The sequence below is a fragment of the Phyllobacterium sp. P5_D12 genome (genome assembly GCF_054049495.1).
The window spans coordinates 1-882 of record NZ_JBFUMG010001030.1 but is presented as its reverse complement, the minus strand read 5'-3'; the positions used below and the strand labels follow the sequence as shown (position 1 = coordinate 882).

The 882-nt window shown below is 54.2% G+C and carries 1 protein-coding gene; it reads right to left on the bottom strand.

Features of this window, described 5'->3' with window-relative positions:
* Positions 1–51: 51 nt before the first annotated feature.
* Entirely contained in the window at positions 52–852 is an 801-nt protein-coding gene (locus tag ACXJ5O_RS28465) for a phospholipid phosphatase (RefSeq protein WP_457302837.1), read from the bottom strand.
* Positions 853–882 lie beyond the last annotated feature (30 nt).

Genomic DNA, 882 nt, shown 5'->3' with positions numbered 1-882 from the left:
TCTGTAACCTCATTTACGCTGGAGGAATCACTGAAGCTGAATGCACATCCTTCACACCCATTCCTTGTGAACCGCGTTATACGTCGCGGCAAACGCGTCTCTCAGATAAGGAGCGAACCGGCGGGCCAGATCACGGCCTGCTTTCGTATCGCTCGGATAGTGAAGGCCGGCCCATTCACGATTTTCTGCAACATTTTGAGCAATTCGCGCCAATTCTTCGGTCGCTGGATGCTCGGGAAGGATCGTGTTGAATGCAAACGCGATGGAAAAGCATTGGAATGAATGATTGCTTTGATACGATTCGTGCGCGGGAACTGCCAGAAGCGGCCTCAGGCGCGGTTCAAACTGACTGGGCCGCAACCGATTGAATTTATTTTTGTAAATGAGACCGACATACTCGCACGCTGTCAGGATATTCTGAAACAGCCCCTCGGTCTGTTCGAACCCGGCTATGTTCTCGATGTAGAGAGGACGTGAAAACTCGGCGACCGATAGCGAAGCTTCCTGTTGAATATCCGGGAGTCGTCTGGCCCGTTCGCGGTCACGCTTCTGCAGTGAGAGCATCACCTTTGTTTCAAGACGAGTGAAATCTGGACCCGGCGGTGGGAGGATGTCCAGCATTTCCCATGTGAAGCGGGCAGCGGCGGTGAAGGCGTTTCGGGAGGGTTGCTGGTGTAGCCTACGCAACTGGAACGCCGGTATCAACTGTGCATTGCCGGTGCTGATTCCACCGAAAGAGGTTTTGTTCTTGTTCTTGTTTTTGTTCAGCGAGGATTTGTTCAGTACCGACTTGTTGGCAACACCGCCACTCGCCGTGGCGGCTCCGGCTATGGGCGCGCCCGGAATGTTGATACCGGCTCCATCTGCCGCGGGGTCAAACTC